This is a genomic window from Nocardia sp. FDAARGOS_372 (assembly GCF_002554515.1).
GTDB classification, from domain to species: Bacteria; Actinomycetota; Actinomycetes; order Mycobacteriales; family Mycobacteriaceae; genus Nocardia; species Nocardia farcinica.
On sequence record NZ_PDDW01000002.1, the window covers coordinates 23192 to 48747 of the forward strand.

Annotated in this window: 24 protein-coding genes; 17 read left to right on the forward strand and 7 right to left on the reverse strand. The window is 68.8% G+C overall.

Translation table 11 applies throughout. The features are described from left to right. Positions 1–3: 3 nt before the first annotated feature. The 4 genes from CRM89_RS29655 to CRM89_RS29670 all read right to left on the reverse strand — a co-directional run bounded on the left by CRM89_RS29655 (position 4) and on the right by CRM89_RS29670 (position 3847). Positions 4–1827, reverse strand: coding sequence for a hypothetical protein (locus tag CRM89_RS29655; protein WP_127516407.1), 1824 nt, complete (start codon positions 1825–1827; stop codon positions 4–6). A 236-nt stretch (positions 1828–2063) separates the two neighbouring features. Then, positions 2064–2252 (reverse strand): hypothetical protein, encoded by a 189-nt coding sequence (locus CRM89_RS29660; protein WP_011212371.1) that lies wholly within the window; start codon positions 2250–2252, stop codon positions 2064–2066. Positions 2253–2285: 33 nt separating this feature from the next. Then, positions 2286–3065 carry a glycosyltransferase family 2 protein gene (locus CRM89_RS29665; protein ID WP_050768382.1) on the reverse strand — a complete coding sequence of 260 codons (780 nt, stop codon included), beginning with the start codon at positions 3063–3065 and terminating at the stop codon, positions 2286–2288. Continuing rightward, on the reverse strand, positions 3059–3847 hold the full coding sequence (locus tag CRM89_RS29670) for a GntR family transcriptional regulator (RefSeq protein WP_162145189.1): 789 nt from the start codon (positions 3845–3847) through the stop codon (positions 3059–3061). The genes CRM89_RS29665 and CRM89_RS29670 overlap by 7 nt, the downstream gene beginning before the upstream one ends. A 104-nt stretch (positions 3848–3951) precedes the next feature. On the opposite strand from CRM89_RS29670, the gene CRM89_RS29675 reads away from it, so the two are divergent. From CRM89_RS29675 to CRM89_RS29725, 11 genes are all read left to right on the forward strand, one after another. Further along, positions 3952–4278, forward strand: coding sequence for a hypothetical protein (locus CRM89_RS29675; RefSeq protein WP_041561584.1), 327 nt, complete (start codon positions 3952–3954; stop codon positions 4276–4278). Then, entirely contained in the window at positions 4236–4586 is a 351-nt protein-coding gene (locus CRM89_RS29680; protein ID WP_127516409.1) for a hypothetical protein, read from the forward strand. Before CRM89_RS29675 ends, CRM89_RS29680 begins: the two co-directional genes overlap by 43 nt. Next, positions 4583–4846, forward strand: a complete 264-nt coding sequence (locus CRM89_RS29685; RefSeq protein ID WP_011212376.1) for a hypothetical protein — start codon at positions 4583–4585, stop codon at positions 4844–4846. Before CRM89_RS29680 ends, CRM89_RS29685 begins: the two co-directional genes overlap by 4 nt. Next, positions 4846–5169, forward strand: a complete 324-nt coding sequence (locus CRM89_RS29690; protein WP_011212377.1) for a WhiB family transcriptional regulator — start codon at positions 4846–4848, stop codon at positions 5167–5169. The genes CRM89_RS29685 and CRM89_RS29690 overlap by 1 nt, the downstream gene beginning before the upstream one ends. Further along, positions 5169–5435 carry a hypothetical protein gene (locus CRM89_RS29695; RefSeq protein ID WP_011212378.1) on the forward strand — a complete coding sequence of 89 codons (267 nt, stop codon included), beginning with the start codon at positions 5169–5171 and terminating at the stop codon, positions 5433–5435. Before CRM89_RS29690 ends, CRM89_RS29695 begins: the two co-directional genes overlap by 1 nt. Then, positions 5432–7330, forward strand: a complete 1899-nt coding sequence (locus tag CRM89_RS29700) for a type IV secretory system conjugative DNA transfer family protein (RefSeq protein WP_011212379.1) — start codon at positions 5432–5434, stop codon at positions 7328–7330. The genes CRM89_RS29695 and CRM89_RS29700 overlap by 4 nt, the downstream gene beginning before the upstream one ends. Further along, a complete protein-coding gene (locus tag CRM89_RS29705) occupies positions 7327–8109 on the forward strand; it encodes a DUF4913 domain-containing protein (RefSeq protein WP_011212380.1) in 783 nt (260 codons plus the stop codon). Before CRM89_RS29700 ends, CRM89_RS29705 begins: the two co-directional genes overlap by 4 nt. Beyond that, positions 8106–11117 carry a toprim domain-containing protein gene (locus CRM89_RS31240; RefSeq protein ID WP_011212381.1) on the forward strand — a complete coding sequence of 1004 codons (3012 nt, stop codon included), beginning with the start codon at positions 8106–8108 and terminating at the stop codon, positions 11115–11117. The genes CRM89_RS29705 and CRM89_RS31240 overlap by 4 nt, the downstream gene beginning before the upstream one ends. 13 nt (positions 11118–11130) lie before the next feature. Further along, entirely contained in the window at positions 11131–13311 is a 2181-nt protein-coding gene (locus CRM89_RS29715; RefSeq protein WP_127516411.1) for an RRQRL motif-containing zinc-binding protein, read from the forward strand. Beyond that, the gene (locus CRM89_RS29720; RefSeq protein ID WP_011212383.1) at positions 13308–13616 is read left to right on the forward strand and encodes a hypothetical protein; all 309 of its coding nucleotides are present in this window, start codon (positions 13308–13310) and stop codon (positions 13614–13616) included. Before CRM89_RS29715 ends, CRM89_RS29720 begins: the two co-directional genes overlap by 4 nt. Positions 13617–13850: 234 nt before the next feature. Further along, on the forward strand, positions 13851–14519 hold the full coding sequence (locus tag CRM89_RS29725) for a hypothetical protein (RefSeq protein WP_205317778.1): 669 nt from the start codon (positions 13851–13853) through the stop codon (positions 14517–14519). A gap of 20 nt (positions 14520–14539) precedes the next feature. Here CRM89_RS29725 and CRM89_RS29730 read toward each other — a convergent pair whose 3' ends face one another. Next, positions 14540–14968 (reverse strand): hypothetical protein, encoded by a 429-nt coding sequence (locus CRM89_RS29730; RefSeq protein ID WP_011212385.1) that lies wholly within the window; start codon positions 14966–14968, stop codon positions 14540–14542. A gap of 263 nt (positions 14969–15231) precedes the next feature. Between CRM89_RS29730 and CRM89_RS31460 the strand changes: the two genes are divergently transcribed. Then, a complete protein-coding gene (locus CRM89_RS31460; RefSeq protein ID WP_070108936.1) occupies positions 15232–15966 on the forward strand; it encodes a hypothetical protein in 735 nt (244 codons plus the stop codon). 81 nt (positions 15967–16047) lie between these two features. Here the strand turns inward: CRM89_RS31460 and CRM89_RS30205 are convergent, their stop codons facing one another. Continuing rightward, positions 16048–16242 (reverse strand): hypothetical protein, encoded by a 195-nt coding sequence (locus CRM89_RS30205; RefSeq protein WP_041561586.1) that lies wholly within the window; start codon positions 16240–16242, stop codon positions 16048–16050. Positions 16243–16715: 473 nt separating this feature from the next. Here CRM89_RS30205 and CRM89_RS29745 point away from each other — a divergent pair, with 473 nt between their 5' ends. After that, on the forward strand, positions 16716–17651 hold the full coding sequence (locus CRM89_RS29745; RefSeq protein ID WP_011212388.1) for a tyrosine-type recombinase/integrase: 936 nt from the start codon (positions 16716–16718) through the stop codon (positions 17649–17651). 35 nt (positions 17652–17686) lie between these two features. On the opposite strand, the gene CRM89_RS29750 is transcribed toward CRM89_RS29745, so the two are convergent. Further along, on the reverse strand, positions 17687–22648 hold the full coding sequence (locus CRM89_RS29750; protein ID WP_011212389.1) for a DEAD/DEAH box helicase: 4962 nt from the start codon (positions 22646–22648) through the stop codon (positions 17687–17689). Between the two features lie 322 nt (positions 22649–22970). Between CRM89_RS29750 and CRM89_RS29755 the strand changes: the two genes are divergently transcribed. From CRM89_RS29755 to CRM89_RS29770, 4 genes are read left to right on the forward strand one after another with little or no spacing between them, the layout of a single operon-like run. Continuing rightward, the gene (locus tag CRM89_RS29755; RefSeq protein ID WP_011212391.1) at positions 22971–23348 is read left to right on the forward strand and encodes a helix-turn-helix transcriptional regulator; all 378 of its coding nucleotides are present in this window, start codon (positions 22971–22973) and stop codon (positions 23346–23348) included. Then, positions 23345–24454, forward strand: a complete 1110-nt coding sequence (arsB, locus tag CRM89_RS29760) for an ACR3 family arsenite efflux transporter (RefSeq protein WP_011212392.1) — start codon at positions 23345–23347, stop codon at positions 24452–24454. Before CRM89_RS29755 ends, arsB begins: the two co-directional genes overlap by 4 nt. Continuing rightward, entirely contained in the window at positions 24451–24885 is a 435-nt protein-coding gene (locus CRM89_RS29765) for a low molecular weight phosphatase family protein (protein ID WP_011212393.1), read from the forward strand. Before arsB ends, CRM89_RS29765 begins: the two co-directional genes overlap by 4 nt. After that, the gene (locus CRM89_RS29770; RefSeq protein ID WP_011212394.1) at positions 24882–25541 is read left to right on the forward strand and encodes an arsenate reductase ArsC; all 660 of its coding nucleotides are present in this window, start codon (positions 24882–24884) and stop codon (positions 25539–25541) included. Before CRM89_RS29765 ends, CRM89_RS29770 begins: the two co-directional genes overlap by 4 nt. Positions 25542–25556 lie beyond the last annotated feature (15 nt).

Genomic DNA, 25556 nt, shown 5'->3' on the forward strand with positions numbered 1-25556 from the left:
CCACTACGGTTCTGGCGGTCCGGTGGCCATCTGGGTGGCCCAGATTGCTTCGTGTAGTTCGTCGTCGGTGTCCCAGGGGGCGAGCGGGATCGAGGGTGGGTCGGTGGGTGGTTCGTCGGTGAGGTGCCAGCGCATTTCGAGCCAGGCATGCCAGGCAGCGCGTTGGGCACGGTGGCGGGCAAGGGTTTCGGTGCGGAGGTGGTGCAGGCCGTGGCGGGCGGCGATGTCGTCGAGCGTGGTCGGACCGAGGGTGACGGTGCCGCGGCCGCGGGTGATGAGCCCGGCCTGGGCCAGGACGGCGAGGCTGTCGTAGGCGGTCGAGCGAGCGAGCCCGGCCGCGGCGATCACGTCCTGGGTGCGGGTCAGACCGGATTCGACGAGTTCGTAGAGGTAGCGGGCGTGCAGGCCCAGCACGCGCCAGGCGTCGTGTACCTGCCGCACCTGCACGCGCTCGAGCGGGACCGGGTCGACCTCGCGGTCGAGATCCTCGCCCCGCCGGGGGGTGACCAGGGCGTAGGCGTCGGCCAGCGTGCCCGCGGCGCGGCGCACCCGCAACACCGGGCTACCGGGCCGGTCCCGCAGGTCAGCGAGTACGTCAGCCACCGTCCCGACCGAGAGCAGCCCAGCGAACGACGCGAGGCTGCGAACACCCACCGCGGCGACGGGAGCGGTGGCGCCGGCGGCGGGCTCGCGGGTGACGGCGGCGGCGTAGGCCAGGGCGTCGAGGACTGCCAGCACGGTCCACCGGTAGGACTGGCCGGGCCAGGTCGCGAACGTCCAGGCGTAGGCACGAGCGAGCCATTCACGGTGCGAGGTCGCAGAGATCGGGGTATTCGAGCGTTGGGAGACCCTGGGGGGTGTGAGCCCTGGTTCCCTGTGTTCGGAGGACCGGAATAGGTGGGCGTGGGGTGCGACCCACCGGGTGCAGATGCGGTCCCAGTCCTGGCTCAGCGCCCGCTCGGGGTCGCGGTAGCGCGCATACGCCTGGGCCATGCCCGGCCACGCGGTCAGGTGGGCGCGGACGTCGGTGAGCGACCAGCCGCGCAGCGCGGTGGCCGCCAGCACGGCGGCACGGGCTTCCGACCGCGATGGCCACCGGCCATCGGCGGGCAGGGCACCGGTCTCGGCGAAGGCGAGGACCGCGGCCGGGACCGGCGTGCGGCACTGCCAGGGCGCGCGCAGGCGGGCATCAGCCCCTGCGCCCTCCCACAGATCCGCCGACGCCGAGGCGGTCGCGGGCAGGGGAGCCGCCGGGGTCGGCACCGCTTCCGGCGCGCCGGGGCCGAGGAAGGCCCGCAGGCGTTCGAGCAGGCCGGGCTCGGACCGCTGCCGCACCGCGGCCAGTGCGTCCTCCAGCGAGCCGTCCAGGACCCGGAAATGCCCATCGCGGGTCGCCGACCCGGGTGGGGTGATCGAGCCCGTGCGAGCGTTGAGCATCGGCGTCAGGTCCAGCGTCGGCAACCGATCCGCCAGGCGCCGCAGCACGGGCTCGACGTCGGCCCGGCTATAGGTCTCACCCGCAGCGAAGAACGCGAGGAGGTGGCGGCCGCCATTGCCGGGGTTGCGGTCGGAGACCACCCGGGCACCGCACGCTTCCAGCCAGGCACGGGCCCGGGCGGCATCGCGGGCGACCGCCACCGGACCATGTGCCTTGGCGTCCAGGTCCAGCACCAGCTTGTCGGTGCGCGCCGCCCGGTCATAGACGGGCACCGCCGCAGGCTGTGCCGGCGGCCGCGCCGGAATCCGGGACCGCGTCCGCACCGTGGTGTTGGTGGCCGGGTCGATCACCCGGATCGCGGGATACCCCGCGATCGCTGGAGCCAGCACCGACCACACCAGCTCACGGCCATCACCCGGCTGAGCTGGCGGCATGGAGTTGTCTGGGGGAGGTAGCTCGTCGGCCGCTGTCAGCAAATCGTGACCAGCGACATCGCGCCCGGGTCTTTGGTGCTGACCACCTCGTGAGCTACCCTTAGACCCGCTTAGCACAAGCGTTGGTCCTTAAGGGCCTTGAAGCGCCTCCGGTTGCCGCCGGGGGCGTTTCGTCATTTACATGGACATTTCTAACCAGCGATCTTGAGCTGCTCGGCTTCGACGACCTCGATCCTCCGGGAGACCTCCAACTCGCGGCTCAAGGCGGACTCGAAGAACGCCCGGTAGGTCATCTGTCGCCGCTTCGCCTCAGCCTTGACAGCCGCCAGCAGGTCGGCGTCGATCTCGACCAGTTGCGGTTTTCCACGTCGTGCTGTCATGCGGGCTATATAACGCCTAGTTTCGGGCTCGACCTAGCCGACACGCCGCGCCGGTGAGCACACAATCTGTGTCCCTGCGGTGTTCCTGCGTAGCGCTTCGATTGCTCGGAGCCGTTGGTCGATCATGGCCATCCGCTCGGCACGGTCGCTGGCATTGGGGTCTGCCTTGGTGATCTGGTCCGGATGCTGTCGGTAGTAGAGCCCGACGCGGTGGATGAACCAGCCAGCAGCGAATGCGTTGGCGGTCAGCATCATTCCGGTGTCCTCGGAGATGGGCAGCGCCATCCATCCTCCGATCGCGAGCAGCAGGTCGCGCCGGATGGTGATCGTGGTCGGGTGGACGTGGAGGCGCCAGTCGTGGGCGCGCCAGTACTCAGCGACGGACCCGATCGGAATCGGGCCATCGGCAGGGTCACCGGGAAACTCCTTGAGGGTGCCGTCGGGCATCAGGTCAAGGACCCGGCATGTGGTCCAACCGATCTCGGGATGCTGGGTCAGTATCTCGATCGCGTCGGCGAGCGCGGTGGAGGGGAGTACGTCATCGGCGTCGAGATTGCGGACGTATTCACCGCGTGCGCGTTGGAGCGCTACTGTCCGTGCGACTCCAGGGCCTCCATGGCGGGCGGCGCCGGCGCGGACTCGGGGGTCGTTCTGAGCTGCCTTGGGCAGCTCCAACGGCTGCGGGTCATCGTGCTGGACTAGCCATTCCCATTCCCAGTCTGTTGGCATCTCCTGGTGTGCCAAAGACTCGTACGCGGCAGTGAGGTAGTCGAGCCGTCCGTGGTGCACGGGGGTGACGACGGAGATCAGCACTGGTCGGCTCCTGCGGGGTCGGCGCTGTCGGTGCGGCGGGGGTGCACGCGATCTGCGGTGTAGATGATGCGGTCGGCGACGACGAGTATGCGCCGGGTGTCGAGTGGCGAGTCGGATTCGTCGTACGTCGTGAGCGTTTTCTCGTAGACCGGCACGCCGATAGGTACGGCCAGGGCGTCGCGTTCCTCGGCTGTGGGGTTGCGGGTGAGTAGGACCAGGTGCTCTCGGTGTAGGTGAATGCCTGCCCGCTCCAGCCACATTGCCGTGTTACGACCTGGAACTTCTGCGTCAGGTCCGGTCAAACCGCACTCGCGAGCCAGGTCCGCCCGCATGTACTCGCGCGCCACCTGGTGGGGCGTGCCGTCCAGGGTGTAGCGAAACGTCCTCGCGAGCAGCTCAGTGCCTTCGGAGACCTGCAGCGAGGTAGCCAGATCGGCTGTCGCTTCGACCCAGTCGTAGGTGACAGTGACCTCGACTCCATCAGCGCCCGTTTCATCCTCGAACGTCAGTGGCAGCACTGAGTTTCCGAACAGATCGCGGGTGAGCACCTGCGTCGAGCGCACCCGGACGCCCCGGCGTGGCGCCGCAGGGTCGGTGGTGAGAATGCCTTCGCTGACAAGCACCATGATCGCCCGATTCACCGGCGCATGGCTGCCCACGCCGTACTCGTCTGCCAAGCGGCGCATCGAGGGGAGTTGCTCACCGGGTCTCCATTCGCCAGCGGCTACCCGACTTCTCAGGCCTGCGGCGATGTCGACCCACGCCGGGTTCGCGGAAGACACGGAAACCTCCTGGTTTGTTACTGCCAAACGTTGACCTGACTCAGGTTTGGCAGTAACAATACCTCCATTGTTTTTGTTACTGCCAAACATTGGAGGGAGTTGCAGTGACGATCCGTCGAGATGGTGAGTGGCTGACAACGACGCAGTCGGCGCACGTCGCCTATGAGGTGTCCGAGGGGGTGTTCCGGCTCAGCTTCGTTCCGGAACGCCTGGTCAGCGCCGCGCAGGCCGTGGCCGGCCTGCAGCTGGCCGAGATCGTGGCCCAGTGGGACCAGCTGCTGTGGGTGGAGACGCCGAACACCGCGATGGTGTGGCGGTTGATGGCTGGTCAGGCGCAGGGCCTGGACTTGGACGTGCTGGATGCGGTGATCCGGATCGAGCAGAGCGAGTGGCCGACCTCGGCTACCGAGTGGGCGGCGTGGTTGCGATGAGGATCCCCGAGGTCTGGACGCTTGAGATTTGGCGTCGCGCAGCTTCTCCGGCGATTCCGGTGGTGCGGGTGGTCGAGGGGCACATGGTGTCGGAGGCGACCGAGCACCACGCCGATTACGTGGGGCAGGGCTGGTGGGTGGTCGATTTCCTGCCGGGTCGTCAGCTGAGTGAGGAGCAGGCGCGGGCGGCGATGCGGATCGCGGTCGCTCCACAGCAGCTGGAAGTCGAGCGGTGGGCCGCCAAGCTCGGGCTGACCGCGGCGGAGGCCCGCGCGTTCGTGGCCATGCCGGTGGGGGTGGCGCGATGACCCGCGAGCGTGTGGTGGATGTGGTCGTGCCGATCGTGCCCGACACCGGCGGGCGCGGGCTCGGTGTGGTGTCGGCGATGGCGCTGCTGGTCGCTGGTGTGGTGCTGGCCGGTCTGGCCGTGATGGTCATCGTGCTGCTGTCGTTCCCGTCGCGGGAGTACTCGACCGTGCCGGTCACCAGGCAGTTCGGTCCGTGTGAGCCGTTCTGCTCGCTGCGCACCACCACCGCCCCGGCACCGGTGGGGGGTGAGCAGCGGTGATGCGCAGCTACCCCGATCCCGCCTACCGCCGCGACCGCGCCTGCGCGGGCGTGGATCAGGACGTGTTCTTCCCGGCCCCGTCGGGCCAGCAGTCGCGGCGGATCGCGCCGGCGCGGGCGCTGTGCGCGGCGTGCCCGGTGCTGGCCGAGTGCGCCGGGTGGGCAGAGCCGCTGGCCCGTGCCGGTGAGTTGACCGGCTGCGTCGTCGCCGGGGTGTACCTGCCCAGCCACCACAACACCGCCCGGCGCCTGCGCGACGCGGCCGCCGACGAGCTGGTCGTCATCGCCGCTACCGGCCGTCTCGATGTCGAGGGGGCCGCCTGATGGCCGCCTCCGAAACCGCCGGTGTGGTGCGGGTTTTCCAGCTGCACCGGGATCGGGATGTGACCGGCTACTCGGGCACGGGGGTCGTCGCGGACGGCGTGATCTGGCCCGACGGGGCGGTGTCGATGCGTTGGCGCGGCCCGGTCCGCACCACGGTCGAGGCCGCGTGCCTGGCCGACATTCAGACCATCCACGGCCACGACGGCGCCACCCGCGTCGTGCTCGGGGCCGTCATCACGGGAGGTGCGGCATGGACCGCAGCGTGAAAGCCCCAGGACAGAACGGATTTTCGGAGTGGGCGCCGGTGCTGGTGCCTGGCGCGGTCGGCGGCGTGATCGAGGCGGCGGGGGTGTCGTTGCGGGTGGGGGACTACCTCTACGCCGACACCCCGCAGACGGACGTGCCGTGGAACCCGCTCGCGCTCGGGATCCACCTGGCCACCGGGCAGCTGGAGTGGACCGGCGCGGCCACCGGCGGCGCGGTCACCCTCGCGGCCGGGACCGCGGTCACGGTGGCCGGGAGCATGTGGGCGTGGCGGGCGACCTGCCGCCAGTGCCGCAAGCTCGCCGACAAGCGCGGCCAGGTCTCGCGCCTGGCGCGGGGCAAGGCGTTCGGGCGCAGCGGCATCCGCAAGGAGGCGATCGATTCTCAGGCCCGCTACATGGCGCGGGGCAAGGAGCTGGCTGATCTGAGCCGGGAGGCGATCCTGGGCAAGGCCCGGGATCTGCAGGTGCAGCTGCGCGCCGGTGACGCCCCGGGTGTGCTGATCGGGCGTGCGGTCGCCGACGGCCGCGAGCTGTATGCCTCGTATGAGGATCTGCACCTGGACATCTGGGGTCCACGCTCGGGCAAGTCCACCTCGCGGGTGATCCCGGCGGTGATGGAGGCCCCCGGCGCGGTGGTCGCCACGTCGAACAAGCGCGATGTCGTGGATGCCACCCGCGGCGCTCGGGGTGAGCAGGGCCAGGTGTGGGTGTTCGACCCGCAGGGCGTGGCGAGCGAGCCGTGCACCTGGTACTGGGATCCGATCGCGTGGGTGCTGGGGGAGGACGGCGGCGCCGGTGCCCAAGAGCGTGCCGCCGAGCTGGCCGGGCATTTCGCCGCAGGCGGTGAGGCCGACAAGCGGGATGCGTTCTTCGACCCCGAGGGCGAAGACCTGCTCGCGGGCCTGATCCTGGCTGCCGCGGTGGACAAGAAGCCGATCACGCAGGTGTTCGAGTGGGTCACCTCCGCTCATGAGGACGCCCCGGTCCGGATTCTGCGCGATGCCGGGTTCGGGTTGGTCGCCGGAGCGCTGGCCGACCAGTACCAGGCCCCGGAGAAGCAGCGCGGTGGCGTGTTCTCGACGGCGAAGAAGATGGCGGCCTGCCTGAAGTACGCGCGGATCCAGCCGTGGGTGTGCCCGCCGGCCAAGGGGGACGCCCCGCGCAAGGCGTTCGACGCCGCGCAGTTCGTGCGCAGCCGCGACACCCTCTACCCGCTGAGCAAGGAGGGCAAGGGCAGCGCGGGCCCGCTGGTGACCGCCCTGTGCGCGGCCATCGCCGCCGCTGGCGAGGCCGAGGGCACCCGGCACCTGGGCGGGCGGTTGCCGGTGCCGCTGCTGATCGTGCTCGACGAGGCCGCCAACATCGTGCGCTGGGCCGATCTGCCCAAGCAGTACTCCCACTTCGGGTCCCGTGGGATGGTCGTGATGACCATCCTGCAGTCGTGGGCCCAGGGGGTGCGCTGCTGGGGGCATGAGGGCATGACCGCGCTGTGGTCGGCCGCCAACGTCAAGGTTCTCGGCGCGGGCCTGGACGATGCGGCGTTTCTGCGGGACCGCTCGGAGCTGATCGGCCCGCACTACGAGTTGACCACCTCCACCAGCCGCAGCCACGGCCAGAACGGGTCGCGGTCCACCTCGACCTCGCGCACCAGCGAAGTCACCCTGCACGCCAGCGATCTGGCGGCGCTGCCCAAGGGCCGGGTCGTCATCTTCATCTCCGGGCATCGCCCGACGTTGGGCCAGGCGGTGCCGTGGATGCAGCGCCCCTACGCCGCGCAGGTCCGCGCCGCGCTCGACCGGGCCGCCCGAGCCACCCACCCACAGCCCAGCGAGGTCCGCCCGCACCTGCGGGCGGTGCCCGCCTACCCCGACGAGTTGGAAGGCAAATCCGCATGAGCGACACCACGTTCGAGTTCGACAACACTGCCGAAGGCGACGACGGCGTGACCGCGATGCCCGCGCTGGTGATCCCGCAGATGGACCTGGGCCAGCTGCTCGACGAGGCGATCCGCAAGGCCGTGAGTGGTCAGCTCGCGGCCGAGGCGAAGAAGATCGCCGCTGGTGTGGTCGGTGAGCTGCTGACCCCGGAGGTCGTGGCCGGGATGCGCGAGACCGCGGTCCTGGAGGCCGTGCGAGCCCTGGATCCCAGCCCCGAAGCTTCGCTTCCCGGCGAGCAGGATCCGGGCGCGGCAGAGGACGACGCGGAGGAAGACGCGCCTCCGCCGCTGGAGTACCGCACGCTGGATGCCTTTGTCCGCGACTACCTGGCGATGATGTACCGGCGCGAGGTCGTCGAGCCCGGCTCGGCCAAGCACGCCCGCTGGTGCCCGCGCTGGTGGGAGCACGGCGAGGCGATCGGCCGCCTGGAGGCGCTGTGGCGGGCGTTCGAGGAAGCCCGCCACGGTGAGGGCTCGGAGATGAGCACCTGGTGGCTCCAGCACGCCGACCCCATGATGACCGAGCTGCTGTCCCCGACCGGCCCGTTCAAGTACTGCTCGGTGCAGCAGGGACACCACGAACGGCTGGCCCGGCTACCGCTGGTGCCCGCACCAGAGGGGATGTTCGAGGACGGGCACGCCCACGACCCGGCACCGGCGGTGCTGGTGGCATCGTCGTTGACCCTCCCCGCGCCGACGCACCCGCGCCGACGCACGGTCATGGAGTTCCCCGAATGAGCGCCCCAGCCCGGCCGCAGCGCACCGCCGCGCCCATGCAGGGCTCGTGGGAGACGATCACCAGTGCGCTCGAGACCGCGGTCGGGCCCGGCCGCCCGTCGGGGGCGTGGACGAAGTACTGCTGCCCGGTCCACGAGGGCGACGGCCGCGGGCACAAGCCCTCGCTGGGCGTGAAGTACGACGACGCGGGCCAGCGCACGGTGGTGCGTTGCTTCGCCGGATGCGACAACGAACAGGTCCTCGACGTGCTCGGGCTGCGGGTTCGGGACATGTTCGACCGGCGTGTCGAGCGTGAGGGCAGTGGGCGGGGCCGCCGCGCGAACCGGCCCCGCTCCCGGCAGCTCTCGCGTGCCGACCGGGCGATCGACGCCGCGGGCCTGCCGCTGACCCAGCCGAAAAAACCTGACCCGGGCCGTCAGCTTTCGCCGTGGCGCACGGTGGCGACCTACCCGTACCTGCGCGCCGATGGCACCGTCGCCGGGGAGGTCGTCCGCAAAGAGGCGCGGTTCGAGCACACCGGTCGTGACAAGCAGTTCCATCAGCGCCGCTGGAACCCCGAGAACGGCCGGATGGAGGCCGGTGGGTTCGACCCGCTGCCGTATCAGCTGCCGCAGCTGCTGGAGGCGATCGACGAGGGCCGCACCGTCTACATCGTCGAGGGCGAAAAGGACGTCGCGGCCGCCGAATCCGCGGGTCTGACCGCCACCACCAACGCCGGCGGCGCGCTGTCGTGGACCCCGCGCCACGCCGAGTGGTTGCGCGGTGCCCGCACGGTGGTGATCGTCGCCGACCGCGACCCGGCCGGGTACCGGCGCGCTGAACGCGTGATGGCCACCCTGTCCGGGCTGGTCGAGCGGGTGCGGGTGGTGCAGGCCGCCACCGGCAAGGACCTGCACGACCACCTGCAGTGCGGTCACGAGATCGCCGACCTCGAGCCGATCCCGTACCTGGACCCTTTCGTCTCCGCCCCGCCGCCGACCACCGCGCCGGGGCGGCCTGCTTCATCGACCGAGACCTCCACCGACGTCTCGGATTCTGCTGAAAACACCACTCCGGGAGGACATTCCGACATGGCCGAATACTTGCTCGCCCCTTCGACCGACACACCTCCGCCGCAGTCGGACGAGGTCGACCACGCCGGCCAGCAGATGGCCGCGTTGTGGCGGGCGCTGGTGCACCAACTGCTGTCGCACGCGTTGAAAGTGGCCGAACAGCGACGCCGTGACGCCGAGGAACTGGCGCGCCGCACCGCCGTGGAGAAGGCCGAAGCCGAGGAACGGTTGGCCCTGGAACGTAAGAGCGTCGAGACCAAGCTCGCGGCCCTGCGCAAACAGGGCTGGGACGCCGCCAGCCGGGACGAGATCGCCGACGCACTGACCCAGGCGCGAGCGTGGGCGCCGGATTCCGAGCAGGCCGCCGCCACCTTCGACGAACTGCGTCACCACCTGCAGGACCGGTTCGGGCTGCGGATCGACCCGCGCACCGACGCCGTCGACATCGACCCCGACGCCGCCGCGGTGGTGACCCACCTGGCCGACTTCGAGCGCAGCCGCGCGATCGATGCCCGCCTGGTCGCCGCCCAGGCCCGGATGGTGGAGGCGGTGGGTGCGCTCGACGGGATCGACGAGTCCACCAAGCAGGCCCTCTACGCCGACATCGAGGCGTGGCGGACCAACCCCAGCCCGCAGCAGCTCGACGTCCTGGCCACGAAGCTGGCCGCAGCGAAAGTGCCCGAACGAACCCGGACCCAGATCCGGTTCACCGCGGTCTACCTCTACGACGCCGGCGCCCAGCTGACCGCCGACGAGCACGCCGAACGCGGCCGCCAGGCGCCGACCACCCTGGCCACCCACATCCTGCGCCAGACCGAGGCTCCGCTGGTCGACCCCGGCGAGGAGGCCAAGCCGCGCATCGACGCCCTGCTGGTGTCCTACCAGGACCGGTTGCGCACCGGCGCCGACACCAGCTGGGTCATCGAGAAGTTGGGCCGTGAGGTCGCGGTGCTGACCGAGGAGGACCGCACCGCCGCACGCGAGCGAGGCAAGCAGATCCGCCACAATCCCGCCGGGAAGTTCGCGCCGCTGTGGCCTGATCACGTCGACCGCGACGCCTTGGCGGTGACGGTGTCGACCTACGCCACGCTGCGCCCGCAGGCCGACCGCGCGGTCGTGGCCACCGGCGACTACAACACCGCCCAGGCCGCGGGCCTGCGTCAGCAGGCCGACAAGCACCGCAACGCCATCGTCAAGGCCATCAAAACCGGCAAAGGCCTGCACGACCTGGAACGCGACCAGCTCGCCGCGGTGCTGCGCGACATCGACGCCGGACGCACCCGCCCGCCAGCGATGCTGTTCGTCGACGACCGCAGCGCCGCTCAGCACGACGCCGACCGCGCCGGGCAGATCGCCTCGGAAACCTCGCGGATCCACCGCCGCCAGCTCGATGAGATCCTGTCCACCGCGCGGGTGGACCCGGTCTCGGCGCGGGCCACCCGCGACGAGATCACCCGCGTCATGGACGCCCAGACCGCGCTCGCGGCCGGGCGGCAGAACCTGCACGACTACGGCGAGTCCGGTGTCGAGGACCGGCTGCAAGCCGCCATGACCGCCGTCGGTATCCCCGAACCGGTACGCAACCAGGTCCGCAACCACCTCGACCGCGCCGCCGGTGAGGCCGCGATCGCGGGCAAGCAGGCCAACCGGATCCGCGACCGCTGGCTCGACCGCCACGAGGCCGTCACCACCGCACGATCCCCGCAGCCCGCCGGCGCAATCGACTACGACAGCCCGCAGCGGCGAGAGGGCCTGGAAACCAGGCTGCGGGCCTCGGGCCTGTCCGAGGACTGCATCGCCCAGCGCATGGCCGCCGACACCGGGCACGCCAAGCCGCCCTCGGCCGCACCCGCCGCCGGGATGGCCAAGCGCCGCACCAGCCCCGGCACCGGCATGCAGCGCATCCACCACCGCCGCGGCAAGGGCCGAGGGCCCGAGCAGGGCCTGGGCCGGTGAGGGTCTGTTCGCCGTGACCGTGCACGACCGGCAGCCCGACACCTTCCCGTGGCGGGCTGCCCCAGCTCATTTGAAGACCCGTCGCCAGCTGCGTGCGGCCGGCCTTTCGCCTGGCGGGCAGGACGTCGCCGCGGTGATGGTCGGCAAGCGCCGCGGCCGCCGCCTGATCGCCTACCTGTTCGACGTGGGGCGGGCGCGGCCGAAGCGGACGCCCTCACCCGCCCAGCTGGCCGCGATCGAGAAGGCGACCCGCGAGCACCAGGCCCGCGCCGCCGCCCGCCGCGGCTACACCCGCACCGATCTGACCACCCTCACCGATCCCGGCCCGGGCTGGGACGAAACCACCACCCACCAGGAGGAACCCACCATGCCCAACACCGACACCAACACCGGCACCGTGCCCATCGTCGAGGGCGGGCCCGGCGCGCCGACGCGGCTCACCCCGAGCGGGCGCGGGCAGCGGCTGGCCTTCCTGCGCACCGTCGCCGCGGTCAACCAGGCCAAATACCACCGCGAGCAGCTGGATCAGCTGGTCGTCGAGGCCGAAAACGCTGGACGGAGCGAGGATTTCGGTCGCCGGTTGGCGCAGCAGCTGGCCGAGGCCGAGGATCAGCTCGCCGCCGAGGACCCGTGGCGCAACCCGCACGCGCTCACCCACGCCCTCGCCGAGGCCCTGTACTGGTCGCCGGGTTCGGACCTCGCCGCCGCGCGGGTGCAGCAGATCGGTGAGCAGCTCGCGCACCGTTGGGGTGTGGTCCTGGACGGGGTCGATCCCGAGACCTGCACCGTCGGTATCGATCCCGCCTTCGATGCCGCCGCGGCTCAGCTCGCCGTCGACCGTGCGGTGGTGCGGGCCCGTGAGCGCGCCGTCGCCGAGACGCTGTCGCAGATCCCGATGCCCGAGCCCAGCCAGGACCGGGTGGTGGCCGCGGTCACCGCCTGGTACGACGCCGAGGGCGCCGGTACGGCCACCCCGCACGACAGCGACGCCCTGGCCGCGCGCCTCGAGGAGCTGCACGGCGACCTGTCCGCGCTCGACCTCGCCCAGCCCGAACGCGACCAAGTGAGGTTCACGGTCGACTACCTGTGGCGTGACGTGGGCCAGGTCGACCTGCTCGACACCCCCGTGATGGTCGACCCCGGCCAGGAAGTGCGCGGGCGGGTGCCGCAGCTGCTCCAAGCCTTCGCCGAGCAGCGGATCGCCCCGGCCGAGATCGGCGCCGAGATCTCGGTGATGACCGTGGCGGATCAGCAGGCCGTGCGCGAGGCCGGCCGCGCCATCCGCGCCGGAGACGAGGTCGATGTGCGGCTGTGGCCCGGCTACGCCGACCGGGACCAGCTGCGCGAGCAGCTCGAAACCTACGCCCGCGACGCCGTCGAGGCCGGTCGAGAGGCCGACTACCTCGCCGAGACCGACCTGGCCCCCTTCGACGCCGCCCTGGTCGGCATCAACGACGACATCGAGGACCGCATCGAGCGGATGTCGCTGAGCCACGACCAGCTGCTGGCCGCCGCCGAGGCCGCCAAGGGCCTGGCCCCGGCCGAGCGGCACCAGATCCGGGCAGTCCTCGCCGATGTCGAAGCCGGGGTCGCCGAGGACTACGAACTACCCGAACTGATGTGGGTCGACGAGCGCAGCAAAGCCCAGCTCGACACCGACCGCAGCCACCGGCAGGGCGCCGTGCTGGCCCAGACGTTCTGCCGCGAGGCGATGCAGGCCATCGCCGACGGCAAAGCCCAGCCCAGCAACGCCCACACCCAGACCCTCGAGGGCGTGCTGTCCACGGTGGGCGACAACCTCTACTCGGTCGCCTCCGGCAGCGTCGACGACGCCCACCGAACCCAATTCGTCAAGGACCGCACCGCACTCGGGCGGGCCCTGACCGCCGCCGGGGTCTACGCCGAGACCAAGGCCGACATCCGCGAACTGGTCGATACCCGTGCTCGCCAGGCTGGGAAACTCGGGCGCGGCGCCGTCGAACGTGAGCAGCGGTGGAAGACCCGCACCGCCGAGATCCTCGCCCGCCGCGACGACGCCATCGCCCAACGCCGCGCCGCCAACGCCAGCGTCGCGCCCAGCGCCCGGATCTGCACCACCCGACCCGACCGTGCCACCGGGCAGAGCACCGCCACCGCCCTGCCCTCCTACACCGTCGGGGTTCAGCAGAAGCACAGCCGCGAGGTGGAGCGGTGACCGACGCCGACCTCGTCGAGCTGCTGGTCATCGCCCGCATCGACACCACGACCGCGGTCGCTGACCTGTTCAGCTGCCAGACCTACTACGACGCCGACACCGGGACCGAAACCGGACCCGCCGTAGAGGCGATGTGGGAGACGCTGACCGTCGACCCCGCCGCCCCGGTCTGCCTGGACTCGCTCGACCAGGCACTCACCACCTCCGGCTACCGGCGCACCAGCGCCTGGCGCAAACGCGTCACCGCCGCCGGCGCCACCCGCTACTTCGCCCACGCCACCATCGCGATCCCCGACCTGCCCTAAACCCGCAGGCGCGAGTCAGCCCCCCAGAGCGCGAACCTGGGGGGCTGACTGGTGTCAACGGATGGCTGACGACTATCCGCCCGAGCAACAGCACGGGTTTCTCCTGGGCAGGGAGCGTTGGGGTGCCCCCAACACGTGCCGGAATGAAAGGAACCCCGGTGATGTGCCTGACCGCCGAGGCGGCCGGTAGGGATCGTTCCGGGGTTTTCTGCGCCCAGTATAACCTCAGCGACCGTGACGACAATTCCCGCCCGATGGTCAGCTGCGGATCTGCGGCGATTCTTGTCTGCTGGCCGGTTCGACCGCTACGTGCAGGTCGCCGGCTCGGATGCGGCGGGCGAGCAGCTATATGAGTGGAACCAACTCGCCTCTGGAGCCTGGCACGAAACGCTCGGCTCGTTCGAGATCGTGCTGCGCAACGCCCTCGACGCCCAGCTGATCAGCTACCACCAGCGCATCCGTAAGGGCAACGGTGATTGGTACGCCGACCCGAAGATGCCTTGGGGCACAGGCACCAGGCTGGCACAGTCCATCCGCAAGGCACGCAGCCGTGCAACCCTGAACAAGACCATCCCCGAGGTCCACGGAAAAGTCATCGCAGAACTCAACTTCGGATTCTGGCGGTACACCCTCGCCGGCACCTACCAGAGCACTCTGTGGGCCCAGGCCTACCGGCACGCCTTCCCACACCTGCGCCCGCGGAGCCGGACCGCTGTCTACGATCCAATCGTCGAGCTACACGAGTTGCGCAACAGAGTCGCACACCACGAACCAATCCACGGCGTCGATCACACCGCACGGCTCAACGACTTGCTGCAAGTCCTCGCCTGGATCGACCCAGCCGCTGCGGCCTGGGTCGAAGACACCACGCGGATCCCGGCAGTGCTCGGCAGCCGTCCCTGAACCTCGATCACACGACGTCGCTACCTCTCCTGAGTCCTGATGTGCAACTTCAGGATGTCAATGAGCCTCCTCGCTTGATCCGGATCGATGTAGAGCCCGATCGTGGACGGCTCGCGGTTTCCGACCTGCTGCACCTCGATAGGGATGTGCATGCCCGAGGGCAGGACTCCGTTGGAGCGCCAGTTCACCGAACCGCTGGTGATGGCGCCCACCGACTTCACCGTGTACTTTTCCAGGCTCTTGATCTGGTCGCCCACCAACACGAGCCACCCCGAGCTGCCGTCCTCCTGGTCACGGCAGACCCAGTCGACGCCTGCGTCGATCGCGGCTGAGTGAGGCTCGCAGAGGGCAACTTCATAGGGGTAGCTCGACCAGCCACCGATCCTTTGCGGATCGAGGTCCTTGGTTCCCGCCGCCGGGCTGTGGCAGTTCTTCACGAAACACTCCATTCGAGGATTGTCGGCCCTGCATGTGTGCGGGAACGCACCGCCACGCCGAAACCTCGAAAATCTGTTCGAGATGCCGCCACCCCGGCGTCGATTTCCGACTCGACCGCTGCGGCTCCTCGTCCGCCGTAATCGGGCAGGTTGTCGGTATCCACTGCGACACTCGGTGTTCCGTCGGTCGGTTCGCAAAAGGGGTAGGGGGCGAAGTGGCACAGCGCAGGCCGTGGATCAAGCGAAAAGTCGGCCAAGCGAGGTTGTGGGTTTGGATGCCGTACGAGGGCGGCTCGAACCGGGAGTGGATCCTGGGGGAACTCGGTCGGCGGGTGCGGCCAGAGTGGAACAAGCAGGATCGGCGGTGGGAAATCGCCCGTCGTCACCTGTGGGTGCTCGCCGAGGCGATGGCTCAACGGTTCGGTGAGGTCGACCTGTTCATGGAGTTCTCCGAGACCGAGAAGTGCGACCGGCGCTGCCAAGAAGCCACCGAGACCGATGTCAGCGAGTGCGTCTGCTCATGTTTCGGCAAGTACCACGGCGGATTTGGTGACCCGCGTGCTGATTGGAAACTCGTTGGCGCCACCACCCTGGTCGCGTCGGGTCCTTTGCAGGTGAAGCACATGGTGATCCGCCGCCCACTGCCCCGGGGTCCAGACAATGCCTTCACCTCCCAGCCGCTTCCTCAGCAGCCAGCAGTATCGACGCAGCTACTCCATGATGTGCCTGAGCCTTCGGCCTCGGGAGCATCCACTGCTACTGGGTCCACCGATGTCGGCCGAGACGGCGAAGGCTCCGAGCGTGCGGCCGAGCCGCCACCGGTTCAACCGGTGGGTCGGGCGGCTGAAGCGGAGAGGCTTCCGGCGGGGTGTGGGATCGCGATGTTCCTCACCACCGTAATCGTGTCGGCTATCTTCGCCCTGGCCGTCCACGGGCTGTTCTGGATGGGGGCCGCTCTCGCGATACTCTTCGCCGTCGCGTTCGGCGCCGAGCGAATCGGCCTGCTCTAGCGCCGGGCCTGCCTTCGAGGACCGAGCTACCCGGTGGTGCATGCTCCGAGTTAGGCAGACACGCACCACCTGTACAGCCCACTACTCGCCGTGGTGGCCCCGCAAGAACCTCAGCTCGATCTCACGGCACTGTATGCCCTTCCGGAACTGGGCAGTCCTCCGGTCGATCTCCGGCTGGATCTCCCTGGCGACCTCCTCGAGGATCCCGCTGTCGGCGAGGACCTTGTGCAGCGACTCCTTCACCGATTCCAGCACCAGTTTGTCGAATGTGAACACGTTGTTCTCCTTGTGCGGTCCAGCGGTTGGGGCCGCGCCCGACGCACGGTGGATCTGCCGGACCGTGAATCAGAGCCTGCTCGGGCGCGCGGAGCGCACGGTAGAGACCAGGGGCGCAACCGGGCTGCTGGCCTCGGTCGCCGCAGCGTGCGAGCTGCCCGCGGTCGAGGCCACCGGGCGGCGGCCGCCTCAGCTCGCCCGTAGGGAACTGCTAATCGGCAGGTTAGTGGGTTGCGCTCTGGCCCAGAGTGGCCGTGGCGGTGAGGCTGCCCGACGATGGCGGCAACCGCGCCCGAGCTGGCGGTAGCTGGAGGCTAGCAGCTCGTCGACGCAACCGTGTCTCCGACTTTGCCTGATAACTGACGTTATCGGGCAAGATAGGCTCGGAACGGCTCCGGCGAGCTGGCACAACACCTCCCGGCGCGAGACGTTCGATTCCTGGTTATCGGGCAACCTCGGCGAAGGGGAGCGAGATGGGCGCGACGACGGCCGACATCGACGACGAGACGACACTGCCCTTGGCGGTGCACATCGAGCAGTTCCTCACCGACCTCGCCAACGCCAACCGGCCCGCCAACACCCTGCGCGCCTACCGCGGCGACCTCACCGGCTTCGCCGAACACGTCGACGGCGGGATCGACGGGGTGACCGTGGCGGCGGTGCGCGGGTTCCTGTCGGGGATCGCGGATCTGGCGCCGGCCACCCGCAAGCGCAAGCGGGCCGCGGTCGCCGCGTTCTGCCGGTGGGCCGTTCGCCACGACCTGCTGGCCGCGAATCCGATGGACAAGGTCGACACCATCACCGTCCCCAAGACCCTGCCCCGCCCGGCGCCCGCGGCCGACATCGCCAAGGTGTTCGCCGCGATCTGCGCTCGCCGGCCCCGCAAAGATGTCGCCCTCGACGTGCTGCGGGACCGGGTGCTGTTCGAGACCGCCTACGTCTGCGGCGCCCGGGCCAGTGAGGTCTGCGAGCTCTACGTCGAGGACTTCGACCTGCGCCTGGACGATGAACACGTCCGCTTGCACGGCAAGGGCGGCACCGTACGCACCGTCCTGCTCGACGACCGCGGCTACGTTGCCATGCTGCGGCTCTACCTCGACCGCACCGGCTACACCGCCGGACCCATGTTCCGCGCCAGCATCAACGGCCGCGGCGGACCGCTCTCCTACTCCGCCGCCCACCACCGGTGGAGCCGCTACTGCGCCGCGGCCGGGGTGGACATCGACATCCACCAGCTCCGGCATTCCCACGCCACCGAACTCATCAACGCCGGCGTCTCCATCGAAGTCGTCCGCAAACGCCTCGGGCACGCCTCCACCGAAACCACCCAGATCTACGCCCTGCTCGCCGACCAAGTCGCCGACACAGAAATCCGGGCAGCACGGCGGCGGCGGGATCGCAGCCTCTGAGCTGACACCCCCTTACGGGCAGGTACCGGCGTCGTTCAGCGAAGCGAGTCCACGATTCTCATCGTCTCGACGGCGACCGTGGTCACCCGTTTGATCAGGTCGACGATGTAAGTGGGGGTGTCGTGTTCGTCACACCAGTCGTTGGGGTCGTTCACGATTCCCGACGCTGGGTCGGTCTTGACCTGGTAACGGTCGATGACCCACGCCAACGCCGACCGGGATCCGAGTACGTAGCGGTCGGCGTCCTCCGGGATCCCGGTGATGGTGACCTTCGGGTTGTAGACGATGGTGGTGCGGTCCTCGACGTTCTTGCCGGTCGCGGGGTCCTTCTTCTTGCCCCACTTCATCTTCGACACCCGCCAGGTCTCCCGATCGTCCGGGTCGGCGGCTTTGACCTGGACATCCAGTGGATACGGCTCCACGGTCTCGTAGCTGGTGTGCAGGTCCGCCAGCTGGCGGCCGGCATCGGCGAGTTGCTCGAACCGCTCCCGTGAGGTCGGGGTGGGGATGTGCGGCAGCATCTTCTTCAGGTCTGCGGCGTAGGTCTGCCGGTAGGTCGGATCGTGGAGCTGGCCGTAGACGTAGTAGAAGATGTCATCCTTGCTGACCTCGTCGCCGAGCACATCGCGATACAGCTTGAGGATCCCGTCGGTGATGTTGTCGATTCTGCGGAAGCCGTAGTCATCGATATCGCTGCTCGTCGCGGCACCGAAGTCGAGCTCCCCCTCGGGGGTGACGACCTTCTCGTAGGTCCAACGGGGGAAGAACTGACCACCGCTTCCCGCTCCTGTGACATGGAGATCAGGAAGCATGTTGAGCATGAGCACCGAGAACGGCACAGCGGAGCCATTCCCCACCTGGTAAAAGCCAAGATTTTTGTGATGCGGGGTCGGGAACATCGACGGGAGCTGCGACCGCTCATGGTTGAGGTGCTTGTCGAAGTAGGTGTGCTGTTTAGCGAAAGGCCGGTAGAGGCTGACGGTATGGCCTTCGGTCCGGTATGTGACCTGCGTGCGACGGGCAAGGTGGGTGCGGAGACTGCGCGACCACTTGATGTAGTCAGCCTGCGCTGCAGTTGGGTTGGCGGTCAGGTAGTCCGTGACGGCGGCTTCGTTCGGCCGGGTGACCCCTGCGGTACGGCAGTAGTCAGCGAACGGGATGTGCTGGTCGTTGTAGTTGCCGATGAGCCGCTGCACGTTCGCGGCCAGATTGGTACGCGAGTAGTTGTACACCCACGCATCCCTGGTCGTCTCAAGCCCGCGGGAGAAGTTGGAGAAGACGGTGACCTGTTCCCGGGAGGCGTTTTTCTCCCCGATGGCTGGCCAGGCCTGGTATTCGTCGTTGCGTTGGTTGGCCCAGTCGCCGTGGGTGTTGGGGGTGATGGTCTGCCAGTCGATGCTGGTGAGGGTGCTATCGGCGATGATGCGGAGTTTGTCTTCGCGGGTGAGGTAGTCGCCGATGTCGCGGTAGTAGATCTGGCAGGGGCCGGTGTGGGCGGGGTTCTTGATGCCGATGAAGATGGCAACGGTGTTGCGGCTGCCGGAGCCGAAGATCTTGCCGCCCTCTTTACGGGACAGTTCGCCTGCGGTGCGTTGGTTGCCGCGGAGGTTGTAGGCGTAGATGCGGGAGTATTCGTCGGCGAGGGACAGGCGGATGCCGTCGGCGGTGTTGCCGTCGATCCAGCCGCCGTTGGAGACGAAGGCGACGATGCCTTTGTTGCCGATGCGGTCGGTGGCCCAGCGGAAGGCCCGCAGGTAGGAGTCGTAGAGGCTGTTCTTGTTCGTTCCGGTGGAGCGTGCGGCGTAGGTGTCGGCGATCCGGGCGTCGAGGGTGGGGTAGGAGATGTTGGCGTTGAGGTCGTTGGCGGAGGTTTGCCCGACCGAGTAGGGCGGGTTGCCGATGACGACGTTGATCGGGGTGGCGTTCTGGCGGGTGATGCGTTCGTTGTTCTGGGGGAAGATCATCGAGTCGAGGCTGTCGCCGTTCTCGGTGATCTGGAAGGTGTCGGCGAGCACGATGCCCTCGAACGGGCTGTACTCGGCGGCCGCTTCTTTGCCGAGGATCGCGTGGTAGGTGGTTTCGATGTTCACCGCGGCGATGTAATACGCGAGGAGCATGATCTCGTTGGCGTGCAGCTCACCGGCGTATTTGCGGGCCAGATCCTTCGGGGTGATGAGTCCGGATTGCAGTAGCCGGGTCAGGAAGGTGCCGGTGCCGGTGAAGGGGTCGAGGATGTGGACGTCTTGATCGGTCAGGCCGCGACCGAACGCGTCGCGGGAGGCTTGGTCGGCGGCGTGGAGGATGAAGTCGACGACTTCGACGGGGGTGTAGACGATGCCGAGGGCTTCGGATTGTTTGCGGAAGCCCAGCCGGAAGAACTTCTCGTAGAGCTCGGCGATGACCTTCTGTTTGCCGTCGGCGGTGGTGACCTCGGCGGCGCGGACCCGCACCGAGGCGTAGAACCCTTCGAGCTTGATGGTTTCGGCTTCCAGGCCGGAGCCGTCGAGGGTGTCGACCATGGCCTGCATGACGCGGGAGACCGGGTTGTGGGAGGCGAAGTCGTGCTCGGCGAACAGCGCGTCGAAGACGGGTTTGGTGATCAGATGCTGGGCCAGCATGCTGATCGCGTCCTCGCGGGTGATGGAGTCGTTGAGGTTGTCGCGCAGGCCTTGGACGAACTTCTCGAACTCGCCGGTCACCTCGGGGGAGGCGCCGGCGAGCAGGGCGCGGATGCGGGTGATGAGGGTGTTGGCGATGTCGGCGACGTCGGCGGCCCAGTCTTCCCAGTAGGCGCGGGTGCCGACCTTGTCGACGATGCGCGCCACGATCGCTTCCTGCCATTCCGACAGGGAGAACAACGCCATCTGCTGCGCCATCCGAGCACCCTCATCCGGCGCCGGACTCCCCTCCGCTGCGTTGTCGCCGTGGTTGGTGGTGCTGTTGGAGAGGGTTTCGTGGTCGTCGGTGACGGGCCCGATGTGCCCGCCCATCAGCATGTCGCTGCCTTTGCCGGTTTTCTGGACGTCGCTGCTGGTGTTGAGGGCGATGGAGTTGACCATCGCGTTGAACCGGTCGTCGTGGGCGCGCAGGGCGTTGAGGACCTGCCAGACCACCTTGAAGCGGGTGTTGTCCGACAAGGCCTTCGCGGGTGAGACGCCGGCGGGCACGGCGACGGGCAGGATGATGTAGCCGTAGTCCTTGCCGTCGGCCTTACGCATCACCCGCCCGACCGACTGCACGACGTCGACGACGGAGTTGCGGGGGTTGAGGAACATCACCGCATCCAGCGCCGGCACATCCACGCCCTCGGACAGGCAACGGGCATTGGTGAGGATCCGGCACTCACCCTCCGGCACCGGCGCCTTCAACCAGGCCAGCTCGGCGTTGCGCTGCAGCGCATTGAACGTGCCGTCCACGTGGTGGACCGAGCAGGACAGGTCCAGGTTCGTCGCGGTGATCTCGTGGCCGTCGTCCTCGCGGTCGGCGAGCAGCTCCCGGTAGGCATCCACCACCGCGGGAAACACTTCGGCGACCTGTTTGGAGGCGGCGATGTCCTTGGCGAACACCACGGCCCGCCGCATCGGCGGCTGCCCCGGCGGGAACCCCACCCCCTCGGGGGTTTTCCCGGCACGTTTGGCCAGCCCGTTCCAGCAGCCCACGATCTTCGACGCATCATCCAGCCGCAGCTCGCTGAACCGCCCGGCCAACTGCTGCTGCAAGGGCGCGGCGACGAGGTCTTCGTCGACGGTCAGCACGATCACCTTGTAATCGGTGAGCAAACCCCGCTCGACCGCGGCACCGAAGGACAGGCGGTGGAACTCGGGCCCGTAGCGGGTTTCGTCGTCCATCGACGACAGCTCGGCGGAGTGTTCGGCGGCCTTGTCCTTGACGGTCTCGTCGAAGATCCGCGGCGTGGCCGTCATATACAGCCGCCGCTGCGCCTTCAGATAGTCGCCGTCGTGCACGCGCACGAAGTTCGACTCGTCATCGCCGACCAGGGTGACACCGGTGGTGCGGTGCGCCTCATCGCAGATCACCAGATCGAACGGCTCCACCCCATGCTCAGCCTGCGCGCCGGCCACGGCGGGCAGGGACTGGTAGGTGGTGAACACCACCGTCAACCCCGCCGCATGGCGGCGGCGCTCCATCTCCGCAGCCAGCACCGCCGAGCTCGTGGTCACCGGGATCGCGACGTCGTGGACCGAGACGTCCTCGGCCGAGCGGGAGACCTTATTGTCCGAGCACACCGCGAACGCCCGCAGATCCAGCTGCGTCTGGGCCGTCCACTCCCGCAACGTTTGCGACAGCAGCGAGATCGACGGCACCGCGAACAGAATCCGCGCGTTGCCGCCGTTCTCGACGGCGGTGCGTTCGGCGATCTTCAACGCCGTGAACGTCTTGCCCGTCCCGCACGCCATGATCAGCTTGCCCCGGTCGTGGCCGGCGGCGAAACCGTTGAAGACGGCGTCGATGGCCTGGGCCTGATGCGGTCGGGGCTCGTGGCGCTTGGCCTCCGACAGGCTGACCTGCAGCTCACCAGCCGGCCAGGCGATGTCCCAGTCGATCGGGGACTCCGCGATCTCGGCCAGCCCGATCCGCTGCACCGGGATCGTCTGATCCTGCAGGGCGTCCTCGGCGTTGCGGCCCCACCGGTCGGTGGTGGAGATGATCACCCGGTTGGTGAACGGCTTCTTCCCCGAAGCGGTGAAGAACGAGTCGATATCGCCCTTGGCCAGCACATGAGTGGGCTCGTAAAACTTGCACTGGATCGCCGTCAACGCCCCGGTATCACGCTCCCGGGCGACCAGATCGATCCCGGTATCCGGTTTACCTGCCCGGTCGGGCCAGTCGGTCCACCGCCACACCTTGTCGTACTGCTGGGCCAGCATCGGATCCAACTCGAAGTAGCGGACCATCAACTGCTCGAACTTGGTGCCCCGCTCCGAGTTCGACGGCGCCAGCCGGAACGCCTCGATGACCTCGTGAACAGAACCCATAACCCACTCACACCTTCCCCACGCCAACAACCGACCCGGTCATCTTGCCCAGGCCCGCGCCCACAGCCAGAGCGGCATAGGCGGTCAGGACGGTATACGGCACAGTACCGCGCAACCTCGGGTCCGAAGCCGCAAGTGGTGGGTCGCCGACGTCAGCAGGTCCTCCGCCAGCAACGGCACCGCCCAGCGCGACGGCGTCTGGCACGACACCATCCTGCTCGAACGCCGCTCCCCGGTCCGGTAACCGCAGCCCTGGCGGACGGGCCGGTGTTCACCGGCTGTTCGTTTGCCTCCCGGTATCGATATCGGTCAATATTGGCGTATGTCGAAGTCGAAGTTGGTGGTGACGCCTGTGCAGGCGTGCTCGGCCGCGCCCCTGGTGCGCGAGCCGCTGTCCGAACCCCACGCCGTCGAGCTGGCCAGCGTGTTCAAAGCACTCTCGGACCCGGTTCGGCTGCGACTGCTCAGCGCCATCGCCTCGCGCGAGAGCCAGGAAGCCTGCGTGTGCGACCTGTCCGCGGGCATCGAGTTGACCCAGCCGACCATCTCCCATCACCTCAAGGTGCTGCGCGAAGCCGGGCTGCTCGACAGCGAACGCCGCGCCTCTTGGGTGTACTACCGCGTCGTCCCCGAAGCGCTGCAACGACTCTCGGAAGTCCTGCTCGTGGAGAGCGGCACCGCGATCGGAGCCCCCGCATGAGCGTGAACACCACCGACCAACCCGCCGTGGTCGCCAAACTGTCCACCCTCGACCGGTTCCTGCCCGTCTGGATCGGCGTGGCCATGGCCGCCGGCCTGCTGCTCGGACGCATGATCCCCGGCCTGGGCGACGGGCTGTCGGCGGTGGAGATCGACGGCATCAGCCTGCCGATCGCGATCGGGCTGCTGATCATGATGTACCCGGTGCTGGCCAAGGTCCGCTACGACCGCCTCGACACCGTCACCGGCGACCGCAAACTCCTGCTCAGCTCCCTGCTGCTGAACTGGATCCTCGGCCCGGCTCTGATGTTCGCCCTGGCCTGGCTGCTGCTGCCGGACCTGCCCGAGTACCGCACCGGGCTGATCATCGTCGGCCTTGCCCGCTGCATCGCCATGGTCATCATCTGGAACGACCTCGCCTGCGGCGACCGCGAAGCCGCCGCCGTGCTGGTCGCGCTGAACTCGGTTTTCCAGGTGATCATGTTCGCCGGACTCGGCTGGTTCTACCTCTCGGTCCTGCCCGGCTGGCTCGGCCTGGAACAAACCACGATCGACACCTCGCCGTGGCAGATCGCGAAATCGGTGCTGATCTTCCTCGGCATCCCGCTGCTGGCCGGGTACCTCACCCGCCGCTTCGGTGAACGCGCCAAGGGCCGTACCTGGTACGAATCGGCCTTCCTGCCCAAGATCGGGCCCTGGGCCCTGTACGGGCTGCTGTTCACCATCGTGATCCTGTTCGCCCTGCAAGGCGACCAGATCACCTCCCATCCTCTCGATGTCGTGCGGATCGCGATCCCCCTGTTGGCCTACTTCGCCATCATGTGGGGCGGCGGCTACGCCCTCGGCGCGGTCCTGGGTCTGGGCTACGAGCGCACCACCACCCTGGCGTTCACCGCCGCGGGCAACAACTTCGAGCTCGCCATCGCCGTCGCCATCGCCACCTACGGCGCCACCTCCGGCCAGGCCCTCGCCGGGGTCGTCGGCCCGCTCATCGAGGTCCCCGTCCTGGTCGGACTGGTCTACGTCTCGCTCGCGCTGCGCAAACGCTTCCCCGCCACCATCTCCCCGGCGGCGTCGTCGGGCACCGGGGAGATGGCGCCGCGATGAGCACGACCCCGTCGGTGCTGTTCGTGTGCGTGAAGAACGGCGGCAAATCCCAGATGGCGGCCGGGCTGATGCGCGCCGCCGCCGGTGACCTCGTGCAGGTCCATTCCGCCGGAACGAAACCCGGCACCGCGATCAACGCCCTGTCGGCCGAATCGCTGCTCGAAGTCGGTATCGACATCAGCGGCGAGACCCCGAAACCGATCGACCCGGCCCTGCTGGCCTCGGTCGACCTGGTCGTCACCCTCGGCCGCGAAGCCCACATCGGCCCGGTCGACGGGGTGCGGATCCTCAACTGGGACACCGACGAACCCTCCGAACGCGGCATCGACGGCATCGAACGCATGCGCCTGGTCCGCGACGACATCACCACCCGCGTCAACAACCTGCTCACCGAACTCACCACCCCCATCGAGCAACGGACACACCCATGACCGACAGCCCCTCCCACACCCGCCACGACCTGACCATCGACCAGCAACTCGCGCTGAAAACCGCGGCCACCCACTTGCAACGTGAGTTCAACGGAACCTTCGGCGTCGAGACCATCGAGCGGTTCCTGCACTCCTCCTACGACCAGTTCGCCGGACGCGCGACCGTGGTCAACTACCTGCCGCTGCTGGCCGAACGCTTCGCCCGCCAACGCCTGCACGCCCTGGCCCGCGTCGAGGGCAAAGCCCACACCGGCACACCCACGGTGTTGTTCCTGTGCACCCACAACGCCGGACGCTCCCAGATGGCCCTCGGGTTCTTCACCCACCTTGCCGGGGACCGCGCGGTGGCGTGGTCCGGCGGCAGCGAACCCGGCGACGAGATCAATCCCGCCGTGATCGCCGCGATGGCCGAGGTCGGCATCGACATCACCGGCGAGTTCCCCAAACCGTGGACCGAGGAGATCATCCAGGCCGCCGACGTCGTCATCACGATGGGCTGCGGTGATGCCTGCCCGCTCTACCCGGGGCGCCGGTATGAGGAATGGGACATCGACGACCCCGCCGACCTCGACCTCGCCGCCATCCGGCCCATTCGCGACGAGATCGAAACCCGCGTCCGTCTCCTGCTCGCCGAACTCGACCTCCCCGCCCACTGAAAGGCCCACCCGCAC

Excerpts from the sequence above, each read along its gene's own strand:
- CRM89_RS29660 (WP_011212371.1), bottom strand. The coding sequence starts at position 2,252 with ATGACAGCACGACGTGGAAAACCGCAACTGGTCGAGATCGACGCCGAC.
- CRM89_RS29685 (WP_011212376.1), top strand. The coding sequence starts at position 4,583 with ATGACCCGCGAGCGTGTGGTGGATGTGGTCGTGCCGATCGTGCCCGAC.
- CRM89_RS29690 (WP_011212377.1), top strand. The coding sequence starts at position 4,846 with ATGCGCAGCTACCCCGATCCCGCCTACCGCCGCGACCGCGCCTGCGCG.
- CRM89_RS29695 (WP_011212378.1), top strand. The coding sequence starts at position 5,169 with ATGGCCGCCTCCGAAACCGCCGGTGTGGTGCGGGTTTTCCAGCTGCAC.
- CRM89_RS29705 (WP_011212380.1), top strand. The coding sequence starts at position 7,327 with ATGAGCGACACCACGTTCGAGTTCGACAACACTGCCGAAGGCGACGAC.
- CRM89_RS31240 (WP_011212381.1), top strand. The coding sequence starts at position 8,106 with ATGAGCGCCCCAGCCCGGCCGCAGCGCACCGCCGCGCCCATGCAGGGC.
- CRM89_RS29730 (WP_011212385.1), bottom strand. The coding sequence starts at position 14,968 with ATGGAGTGTTTCGTGAAGAACTGCCACAGCCCGGCGGCGGGAACCAAG.
- CRM89_RS31460 (WP_070108936.1), top strand. The coding sequence starts at position 15,232 with ATGCCGTACGAGGGCGGCTCGAACCGGGAGTGGATCCTGGGGGAACTC.
- CRM89_RS29745 (WP_011212388.1), top strand. The coding sequence starts at position 16,716 with ATGGGCGCGACGACGGCCGACATCGACGACGAGACGACACTGCCCTTG.
- CRM89_RS29750 (WP_011212389.1), bottom strand. The coding sequence starts at position 22,648 with ATGGGTTCTGTTCACGAGGTCATCGAGGCGTTCCGGCTGGCGCCGTCG.
- CRM89_RS29755 (WP_011212391.1), top strand. The coding sequence starts at position 22,971 with ATGTCGAAGTCGAAGTTGGTGGTGACGCCTGTGCAGGCGTGCTCGGCC.
- arsB (WP_011212392.1), top strand. The coding sequence starts at position 23,345 with ATGAGCGTGAACACCACCGACCAACCCGCCGTGGTCGCCAAACTGTCC.
- CRM89_RS29765 (WP_011212393.1), top strand. The coding sequence starts at position 24,451 with ATGAGCACGACCCCGTCGGTGCTGTTCGTGTGCGTGAAGAACGGCGGC.
- CRM89_RS29770 (WP_011212394.1), top strand. The coding sequence starts at position 24,882 with ATGACCGACAGCCCCTCCCACACCCGCCACGACCTGACCATCGACCAG.